The organism is Hominiventricola aquisgranensis (assembly GCF_040096225.1).
GTDB lineage: Bacteria > Bacillota > Clostridia > Lachnospirales > Lachnospiraceae > Hominiventricola > Hominiventricola aquisgranensis.
Genome location: NZ_JBBMFC010000046.1, coordinates 1 through 9,715 on the forward strand (window position 1 = coordinate 1; position 9,715 = coordinate 9,715).

Annotated in this window: 12 protein-coding genes; 10 read left to right on the top strand and 2 right to left on the bottom strand. The window is 43.7% G+C overall.

The genetic code is table 11. The annotated features are described in order from the left end of the window. Positions 1-175 precede the first annotated feature (175 nt). Entirely contained in the window at positions 176-589 is a 414-nt protein-coding gene (locus WMO62_RS14895) for a sigma-70 family RNA polymerase sigma factor (RefSeq protein ID WP_349145166.1), read from the top strand. A 432-nt stretch (positions 590-1,021) separates the two neighbouring features. Here WMO62_RS14895 and WMO62_RS14900 read toward each other — a convergent pair whose 3' ends face one another. Beyond that, the gene (locus WMO62_RS14900) at positions 1,022-1,459 is read right to left on the bottom strand and encodes a MerR family transcriptional regulator (RefSeq protein WP_349145167.1); all 438 of its coding nucleotides are present in this window, start codon (positions 1,457-1,459) and stop codon (positions 1,022-1,024) included. A gap of 106 nt (positions 1,460-1,565) precedes the next feature. Between WMO62_RS14900 and WMO62_RS14905 the strand changes: the two genes are divergently transcribed. Genes WMO62_RS14905 through WMO62_RS14915 form a run of 3 tightly spaced genes read left to right on the top strand, consistent with a single transcriptional unit; the run spans position 1,566 to position 3,847 of the window. After that, positions 1,566-2,105 (top strand): flavodoxin family protein, encoded by a 540-nt coding sequence (locus WMO62_RS14905; protein ID WP_349145168.1) that lies wholly within the window; start codon positions 1,566-1,568, stop codon positions 2,103-2,105. 3 nt (positions 2,106-2,108) lie between these two features. Beyond that, positions 2,109-2,873: a carboxymuconolactone decarboxylase family protein gene (locus WMO62_RS14910; RefSeq protein WP_349145169.1), complete on the top strand. Its 765-nt coding sequence runs from the start codon at positions 2,109-2,111 to the stop codon at positions 2,871-2,873. A gap of 2 nt (positions 2,874-2,875) precedes the next feature. Continuing rightward, the gene (locus WMO62_RS14915; RefSeq protein ID WP_349145170.1) at positions 2,876-3,847 is read left to right on the top strand and encodes an alpha/beta hydrolase; all 972 of its coding nucleotides are present in this window, start codon (positions 2,876-2,878) and stop codon (positions 3,845-3,847) included. A 321-nt stretch (positions 3,848-4,168) separates the two neighbouring features. On the opposite strand, the gene WMO62_RS14925 is transcribed toward WMO62_RS14915, so the two are convergent. Further along, positions 4,169-4,735 (bottom strand): flavin reductase family protein, encoded by a 567-nt coding sequence (locus WMO62_RS14925; protein ID WP_349145172.1) that lies wholly within the window; start codon positions 4,733-4,735, stop codon positions 4,169-4,171. Positions 4,736-4,854: 119 nt separating this feature from the next. On the opposite strand from WMO62_RS14925, the gene WMO62_RS14930 reads away from it, so the two are divergent. The 6 genes from WMO62_RS14930 (at position 4,855) to WMO62_RS14955 (ending at position 9,484) form a co-directional block, all read left to right on the top strand. Beyond that, entirely contained in the window at positions 4,855-5,193 is a 339-nt protein-coding gene (locus tag WMO62_RS14930) for a winged helix-turn-helix transcriptional regulator (RefSeq protein ID WP_349145173.1), read from the top strand. Between the two features lie 71 nt (positions 5,194-5,264). Continuing rightward, positions 5,265-5,741, top strand: coding sequence for a pyridoxamine 5'-phosphate oxidase family protein (locus WMO62_RS14935; protein ID WP_349145174.1), 477 nt, complete (start codon positions 5,265-5,267; stop codon positions 5,739-5,741). 121 nt (positions 5,742-5,862) lie between these two features. After that, positions 5,863-6,078, top strand: coding sequence for a hypothetical protein (locus tag WMO62_RS14940; protein WP_349145175.1), 216 nt, complete (start codon positions 5,863-5,865; stop codon positions 6,076-6,078). Positions 6,079-6,119: 41 nt separating this feature from the next. After that, positions 6,120-6,479 carry a VOC family protein gene (locus tag WMO62_RS14945; protein WP_349145177.1) on the top strand — a complete coding sequence of 120 codons (360 nt, stop codon included), beginning with the start codon at positions 6,120-6,122 and terminating at the stop codon, positions 6,477-6,479. Further along, positions 6,431-8,347: a hybrid sensor histidine kinase/response regulator gene (locus tag WMO62_RS14950; RefSeq protein ID WP_349145178.1), complete on the top strand. Its 1,917-nt coding sequence runs from the start codon at positions 6,431-6,433 to the stop codon at positions 8,345-8,347. Before WMO62_RS14945 ends, WMO62_RS14950 begins: the two co-directional genes overlap by 49 nt. A gap of 72 nt (positions 8,348-8,419) precedes the next feature. After that, on the top strand, positions 8,420-9,484 hold the full coding sequence (locus tag WMO62_RS14955; RefSeq protein WP_349145179.1) for a GGDEF domain-containing protein: 1,065 nt from the start codon (positions 8,420-8,422) through the stop codon (positions 9,482-9,484). Positions 9,485-9,715: the final 231 nt, after the last annotated feature.

Here is a 9,715-nt window from a genome sequence, read left to right on the forward strand (position 1 = left end):
CCGCCGTATACGGAACCGTACGTACGGTGGTGTGAGAGGTCGGGAAAATTTATTTAATTTTCCCTCCTACTCGATTGCCATTTTTTCGGAGATGATCCGGTTGTCTGCCGGTGTCGGTCCCCGCCTCCAATCGATTCACTCGTCAATCACCCGTGAATCGAAATGGAGGTACATAATGAAGAAAATTAACCTTCGGGAACTTTATCCTGATGTTTATACAACAGACTTTTTTGTAGATGTGACAGAGGAAGTAATGGAGACTATTCGAGCAGCTGAACGTGCGGAGACTGCGTATGAGCAAAAGATGTATCGTTATAAAGTACAGTATTCTCTGGATTGCGAGAATGGCATTGAAAATGCGGTGCTGTTGAAGCCGCAAACACCGGAGATGGTTCTGGAGGAAAAACAGTTTCAGGAGCAGGTCTATGCCGCTGTGATGAAGCTGCCGGAGAAACAGGCAAAGCGAATTTATGCCCGATACTATTTGGGAATGACGGTAAATGAAATTGCCGAAGTAGAAGGTGTAGACCCAAGCCGTGTCCGAGATAGTATCCGCCGTGGATTAAAGCAACTTGTAAAATATTTTTGATAAAAATTCATTTGATTCGCCTGTTTTTTGCCTTTTTTGTCAGTGTTAATAAGAAGGACAAGTTTTCCTCCTTCATCAGTACATTGACAATCGAATAGACAGCACAACAGGTACATAATGGAAGAAAACAAAAACGAAATACCGGAAACTAAAAGAACTCGGAATGGAGGAAGATTTTATTCAATGGCACGCAAATATGCGACAAGGGATTTGGAACTGTAGCAATAATAGGCTGGTGAAGTTTGCGTTGAATAATGCAAAACTCCATGAATGGGGATATCCAACATTCACAGAGTTCTACTTGAAAATATGTGAAAACTAAAGAACCGCCGTATACCGAACGGCACGTACGGTGGTGTGGGAGGTCGGTAGATAAAATAATTATCTACCTCCTATCCGATCTGAATCAGACGATACATAGCACGGGAAAGGTTAGCTATGCGCGTTTTCATATGCTTTTTGGATTCCCTCCGGTAAGTGGTCGGGAATCAGTGCCTTTAGTCTGTCCTCGCTGCCGTCTTGGATTGCCTGCTCATAATACCAGCACTTGAATTTCAGCATATCCAGTGCCCGGTTCATGTGCGCAATCTCTGCTTCCATGTGGGCTTTCCGCTCCTCAAACATGGCCTTGCGCTGTGGATAGGTGGACGGACCCTCAACACACCAATCCATGAACTGCCGGATGTCCTTGATCTCCATGCCGGCCTTTTTCAGACATTCAATGACCCGGAGTGCTTCAATCTCCGTGTCACCGAATTTGCGGATGCCGGACACCCGTTCCATGTTCGGAAAAAGTCCCTGTTTATCATAATAGCGCAGCGTGGAGATAGGCAATCCGAACATCTCTGCCACCTGTCCAATTGAATACATAAATTTCCCTCCAAAAATTTTCAAAAAATATCTTGACCTAAAGTTAGGTTTAGGTATTACTATGAGAATAACACAGAGAATATCAAAACGCAAGGAGTGTTTTACAATGGATAAAAAGGTGCTGATCATTTCTTCAAGTCCCCGTAAGGGCGGCAACTCCGAAACGCTGGCGGCAGCGTTTGCCAAGGGTGCACGGGAGGCAGGCAATCAGGTAGAAAACGTATATCTGCGGGAAAAACAGGTTGGCTTCTGCAAGGGCTGTCTTGCCTGCATGAAGTTGGGGCACTGCGTCATCCAAGACGATGCCGTGGAAATTGCCACCAGAATGCACGATGCAAATGTGCTGGTGTTCGCAACGCCTGTCTACTATTACTGCGTCAGCGGTCAGCTCAAGACGATGCTGGACCGTGCCAACCCGCTGTTCGATACGGACTACGTCTTTACGAAAGCCTATCTGCTTGCAACGGCGGCAGAGGACGCATCGGAAACCTTTGCGGGCACAGAGAAGGCCGTGCAGGGCTGGGTAGACTGCTTCCCCCGCTGTGCGTTGGCTGGAACAGTGTTTGCAGGCGGCGTAAACGGCGTGGGAGAAATCGCAGGTCATCCTGCACTGGAGCAAGCTTATCAGATGGGCAAGGAGGTGTGAGCCATGGCAGTTAAACAAACGGCAGGCAGAGAGGCTCTTGGGGAATTCGCTCCCAAATTTGCGGAATTGAATGATGATGTGCTGTTTGGGCAGGTGTGGAGCCGGGAAGACAAGCTTTCCCTGCGGGACCGCAGCATTGTAACAGTGGTGGCGCTGATGGCGCAGGGACTGACGGATTCGTCTTTTCAATACCATCTGACAACTGCAAAGAATAACGGCGTGACGAAAACGGAAATTGCGGAGATCCTGACCCACGCGGCATTTTATGCGGGCTGGCCCAAGGCGTGGGCGGCCTTCCGTATGGCAAAGGAGGTATGGGCAGAGGACGATGCCGCCGACGCAAAAGCCAAGCATCAGAATGAAATGGTCTTTCCCATCGGCGCACCCAATGATGCCTTTGCAAAATATTTTATCGGGCAAAGCTATCTCGCACCTCTTTCTACGCAGCAGATTGGCATTTACAATGTAACCTTTGAACCCGGCTGCCGTAACAACTGGCACATTCATCATGCGAAAAACGGCGGCGGACAGATTCTCATCTGCGTAGCCGGGCATGGTTACTATCAGGAATGGGGCAAACCGGCACAGGAGCTGCGCCCAGGAGATGTAGTAAATATCCCTGTGGGAGTCAAGCACTGGCACGGTGCTGCGCCGGATAGCTGGTTCTCTCATCTGGCGGTAGAGGTTCCGGGGGATGAAACCTCCAATGAATGGTTGGAAGCCGTGGACAACACAGCATATTTTAAGGCAACAGGCAAGGAGGTCTGAATATGGAAAAAATGAATCTGACACAGGAATGGGACAAGGTGTTCCCGAAAAGCGACAAGGTGGATCACAAGAAAGTAACCTTTCATAACCGCTACGGCATCACATTGGCGGCGGATATGTATACGCCAAAGAGTGTGGTGGACAAGCTGCCCGCTATTGCCGTCAGCGGTCCGTTCGGCGCGGTAAAGGAGCAGTCCTCCGGTCTGTATGCGCAGAAAATGGCAGAGTTTGGCTTCTTGGCGATTGCCTTCGATCCGTCCTACACCGGCGAGAGCAGCGGTACACCCCGCTATGTCGCTTCGCCGGATATCAATACCGAGGATTTCTGCGCAGCGGTAGACTTCCTTTCCGTGCAGGAGAATGTTGACCCGGAGCGCATCGGTATCATCGGTATCTGTGGCTGGGGCGGCATGGCGCTCAATGCCGCAGCCATTGACACCCGCATCAAAGCTACTGCGGCTATGACCATGTACGACATGACCCGTGTAACGGCCAACGGATATTTTGATGCTGAGGATTCTGAGCAGGCACGCTTTGAGAAGAAAAAAGCCATGAATGCACAGCGCATCGAGGATTATAAAAGCGGAAGCTATGCGCTGGCGGGTGGTGTGGTTGATCCGCTGCCGGAGGACGCACCGCAGTTTGTAAAGGACTATTATGCCTACTACAAAACGCCACGTGGCTATCACTCCCGCAGCCTAAACTCCAACGGCGGTTGGAATGTGACCTCCTCGCTGTCGTTCCTGAATATGCCGATCTTGCAATACAGCAACGAAATCCGCTCTGCCGTGCTGCTGGCACACGGGGAAAAGGCGCACTCCCGCTATTTCAGCGAAACAGCGTACAGCAAGCTGACCGGCGATAACAAGGAATTGCTCATTATCCCCGGTGCAAATCACACTGACCTTTACGATCAGATGGACATCATTCCGTTTGAAAAGCTCAACGCATTCTTTACGGAGTATTTGAGATAAAGCGGCATATTACAACGAATAATACAGATATGCTGGATTCAAAGTGTTTCTGCTCTCTTAGATTCTCGACCGCTACGGTGTACTACAGCAAGATCGACCTTATATCATGGCCTTTTATATTCGGGGACTGATGGCAATTATCTCAGAATGGCTCAAGAACGACTGCACCGATTCCATTACGTATGTTACAGGTGTGATTCAGCAGTGGGTAAAAATGCCACAAAGCGAAACAACGAACGCTGTTTGACAACTGGAATTTGTGAAATCCACATATTTTAAGAAGGAGCCTTCGCTTATGCGAAAGCTCCTTTTCTGCACACCTTACTTTTTCAGCTTTAAGCCATCTCGGAATGCTTCGCCCACACGCTCGGTGACTTTATAATAGCCGTGGGTGTAGGGGTCAAATGCGATGGCGTTGACCTTAGACATATCAATTTTTCCATCCACCATAACGCTCTCATCGGCAGTGACATTGATCACCTTGCCGATGACGCCGCATCCGTATGCATTGTTCTGATACTCGATGAACCTGCACTCCAGGCAGATCGGGAACTCGTTGATGACAGGGGCATCTACAGTTTCTGCTTTGCTGGCGGTCAGACCGCTGCGGGCAAATTTATCGGCGACTTTATTGCCGGACTCTACGCCGAAATAGTCTGCTTCCACTATGTGGGCAGCATCGGCAATGCTGACGGTGAATGCTCCCCGTGCCTTGATGTTCTGTACGGTCTTGTGTGTCTCGGTGAGGTTCAGAACAACGGAGTCCCGCTCCTGCATGGTGCCCCATGCGGCGTTCATGACATTGACACTGCCGTCCTCGTTGTAAGTTGCAACCATCAGAACCGGCATGGGGAAAATGCCTTCGGTAATATTCAGCTTTGTTCTCATGATAACTCCTCCTTGTGGTCATATTGACAGGACTGTTCATCCTGCTTATAATTATATCCACGCAAATTATAAATTCAAGTACTGGTAATTATGATAGGTACTATCTTAGAAGAAAGTGAATGATACAGAACTATATTGAGAACGCCAATTTCGAAGATACCGGCTTTGCCTACACGTTGTCGCTGATCTCCGGCAAGCACAAGATGGTCATTCTTTACTGCCTGATGGAGTTTGAGACGGTGCGATTCAATGAATTGAAACGGTATCTGAAAACCATTTCCGACAAAACTCTCAGCACGAATCTCAAGGAGCTGGAAGCGGATAAACTGATCGTCCGCACTGAGTATCCGCAGATCCCGCCGAAGGTGGAATATACGCTTTCGGAGCGAGGAAAATCGCTGATGACTGTACTGGATCAGCTCTGTATCTGGGGCGAGGAGAATCGACTGACAGAGTGACAACTTCAAGATTGTATAATTTTGAAATTTAAAAAAGGAGGAATCGTGTACGATTCTTTAGGTATTTATCTATGAGAAGAAAAGATCGAGAAGTAACAAATATTATTGAAATTCTGCAGATTATTGAAAAAGCGAAAGTCCTGCATCTTGCTTTGTTTGATGCTGATTATCCCTACATCGTTCCACTTCACTACGGATACGAATATAAAGAGGGTATCTTGATTTTCTACATGCACTGCGCAAAAGAAGGGCATAAGCTGGATCTGATCAGAAGTAATTCAAATGTGTGCATTGAGGTAGAAAGTGATGTTGAGCTTATATCCGGCGGAGATGTAGCTTGCAAATACGGAGCATCATTTGCATCTGTGATTGGGCGTGGCCGTGCAGAATTAACAGAGGATGTGCAGGAGAAAATACGAGGCCTTTCGCTCTTTATGAAAAATCAGACGGGTCGTGAATTCAATATCAATGAAGAGATGGCATCGACAGTAGAGGTCATCAAAGTTGTTATCTCAGAGTTCACAGCCAAATCAAGATCGAAAGCTTAACAGCATGAGCTTTACGTTTATGCTGATTATATGAATTGTAACTGAAACATTGACAAAATAAATGCAAAACTAAAATTAGTCTCCAAATAGTCGATATTCTGCATGGAAAAGCGCATAAATTATGGGCATTTACCTTTTTGAAGCAAGATACGATTTTTGTGTGCGTAAATACAGCACTTCCGCTTCAAAGATTGAAAAGCTGCTGGAGAAGCACGGGTTTCTGATCTACGAGCTGCTGACACCGGATGATATTCAAAAGGACGTGATCGACAAGGCCGGGTCTGATCTGAAAGCCTTTGAGCATGTCAATTACTGCCTTGCTGTCAGGAAAGGTTAAAGTTTATAGAGGTATATGTTCGGACGTTGTGGAGGTAGGTTATGAAAATAGAACACATTGCTTTATATGTAAAAGATCTGGAAACAGCCCGCAATTTCTTTGTGAAGTATCTGGGTGCAAAATCAAATGAAGGCTACCATAATACAAAAACAAGTTTCTGCTCTTATTTTTTGTCATTTGACGATGGGGCACGGCTTGAAATTATGAACAAGCCGGAAATGCCTGATTTTCCAAAGGAATTTGCCCGCACTGGGTATGCGCACATTGCATTCAGCGTAGGCAGCAAAGACCTGCAGTTGTACAGGAAATGTCTGAATTACCAAAGGAAAATCTGTCCGGGTGCCGTATTCTATTGGCAGAGGATAACGAGCTCAACAGGGAAATTGCGGCATTCCTTCTGAAAGTCTCTGCTCTTTTGGGAAATTATATCAGTGCAGGAGAGAATCTGGATGAGAATACATTTTCTGAACTGGCAGAAAAGATTCCTAATGAAGATGGAGTGATAAAGGCATTTGAACTGGCACCTGAGGGAATTGTTACAGACATTTATCCGAAACAGGGAAATGAGGGAGCTTTTGGCCTGGATATGCTGCAGGAGCATGAGCGAAAAAAGGATGCAGTTCTGGCAAAGGAGAGTGGAAAATATACGCTGGGAGGACCATACCAGCTAAAGCAGGGAGGAACAGGGGCACTGCTTTTTAATCCGGTTTACCAGGATAATAATTCAGATGATGGTGGGTTCTGGGGATTTGTGATCCTGGTGATTGACTGGAATCGCTTCATTGGTGAGATAAATCTTGATTATTTAAGCGATGCAGATTTCTGTTACAGAATTTGGACATATGACAGAGACAGCAGCGACAGGATTATTCTGGCAGAAAGCCAGGGTGATATGCCGGATAACATTCTGACAGTAGAATGTGCAGTTCCCAATAACACATGGTATTTTGATATTATACCATCAGAGGGATGGAGTCCACGTTCTTACTGGATTATGTGTATTGTCATTTCTTATGTATTCTCATTATTGATTGCTACAGTATTTTATTTAATATCCAGTAAAAAACACAGGGAAAGACAATATGAAGCAGAACTGGAAAAATCTGCTGAGCAGGCGAAAAATGCCAATGAGGCAAAAACAAGATTTTTATTTAACATAAGTCATGATATCCGGACTCCGATGAATGCAATTGTAGGTTTTTCCGGTTTGTTGGAGAAGAATCTGCAAAATGAAAGAAAGGCAAAAGAATATCTGGAAAAGATACAGTCTTCCAGTAATCTTTTGCTGAGAATCATCAATCAGGTTCTGGAGATGGCCCGGATTGAAAGTGGTACTGCGGTATTGCAGTTAAAAGCTGAAGATATGGATGCATTATTTCACAGAGTAAATACAGTGTTTGAAGAGGATGTCAGAAAGAAGAACCTGCAGTATCATGCTGTTTTAGATGTAAGACATCATTATGTTGTCTGTGATCAGACAAAGTTACAGGAAATCATGCTGAATATTATCAGTAATGCTATAAAGTATACCCCGGAGGGACATTCAATCTATGTAGAAGTACATGAGGCGGTATCAGAGAATCCTTCAAAGATACGCTATATTTTTTCATGTGAAGATACGGGCATTGGTATGAGTGAAGAATATCTTCCACATATCTATGAAGAATTTTCCAGAGAACATAGTACCACAGAAAACAAAGTGCCGGGAACCGGGTTGGGACTTCCTATTATCAAATCTATGATAGAGCTGATGGGTGGAAGTATTCAGGTAGAAAGCAGACAGGGTATTGGAACAAAATTTACGATAGATCTTTCTTTTGACATAGCATTGAAAGAAGAGGTATATGGAAGTGAGGATACCATAGAGTCATCTGCAATTCATACAATAAAAGGGAAAAGAATTCTCCTTGTAGAAGATAATGAGCTGAATGCGGAAATAGCAAAGACAGTTCTCGAAGATGTCGGAGCGTTAATTACCAGAGCGGAGAATGGACAGCAGGCACTGGAACTATTTAAAGAGAAACCGGCAGGAACATTTGATGTAATTTTGATGGATCTGATGATGCCTGTTATGGATGGATATACAGCTACGAGAAAAATCAGGGAATTAGAACGTCCAGATGCAAAAACAGTACCGATTATAGCTATGACAGCAAATGCATTCCAGGAAGATGCTGAAAAGTGCATTGCCGTGGGTATGAACGCTCATTTGGCGAAACCTTTGGATATTGAAAAGATGAAAAAGACTATTAAAAGTATTTGTTCCTAATATAGGGAGAAAGTAAATGAATAGCATAGTTATTGAAATGAATATTATTTGAGATTGGGGATAAATTGTGAAATGCAGACAAACAAGAAAAATAAAAATATAATAGGTATTATACAGAGTTTCCTTATATTGATATTAGTGGTTCTTGTTATTTTTATGATGATTCAGATTAGCAGGCTGCAGGGGACAGCACGCGTAATAAATTATGCAGGTCTGGTACGTGGAGCTACACAGCGCGAAGTAAAATTAGAAATTACAGGAAACGAAAATGATGAATTAATTAAATATTTGGATGATATTCTTCTTGGATTGAGATATCAGGATGGACATTATAATCTGGTAAAACTTAATGACGAAGAATATCAGGGAAAATTGAAAATCCAGAGTGATTACTGGGATAAATTGAAAACAGAAATTGAAGCAGTAAGAAACAAGGGATACGAAAATACAGACATTGTTAATATGAGTGAAATATATTTTACGATGGCAGATGAAACTGTCTATGCCGCAGAAAGTTATTCAGAAAAGATCGCTATAAAGATTCGTACCATAGAGCTTTTGTCGGCACTTGATATGTTGATTCTGGTGATATTGGTTATTATGCAGACTTTAAAGGCAATGCAGATGGCAATGCAAAACAGACTGCTGGAACAGAAAGCATTCGTAGATGCCCATACTGGGCTGCCAAATAAAAATGCCTGTAATGAGCTTCTTAATAAAAAAGATATAATTACAGATTCTACAGCATGCATAATGTTTGATTTAAATAATCTAAAAACTGTAAATGATACAATGGGACATTCCGCAGGAGATCAGTTAATAATGAATTTCTCAAAGCTTTTGCGCAGTGTTATTCCAGAAAAGGATTTTGTTGGAAGATATGGCGGAGATGAGTTTATAGCAGTCATTCATCATACAAGTGAGGCGGAAATTAAGGAAATATTGAAATCCTTGTACAGAGAAAAAGATAGATTAAATAGTTATGAAAATCAAATACCAATCGACTATGCATGCGGATGGGCATTATCCTCCGATGATATGTCGTGTACAATGCAGATGTTATTGGATGATGCAGATGCTTATATGTATAAAAATAAACAGTTATGCAAGAAAAAGGAAGTATATTGGCAGGGATAATACAAATTTTTGCCTGTCTTATTAGATGTACAAAGATGTTTAGATGCAGGAATGAACGCACATTTAGCTAAACCTTTGGATATTGAAAAAGTGAAAAAAACGATTTGTGAACATACAATTGAATTATATAATAAAGAGTAAAAGAATGTAATTACAGACTGTAGACAAAGTGGTGTTTGACCGTTAGGCCAGGCACCACTTTTCTCTTGCGTTTATTTTATTCAGTAAAAA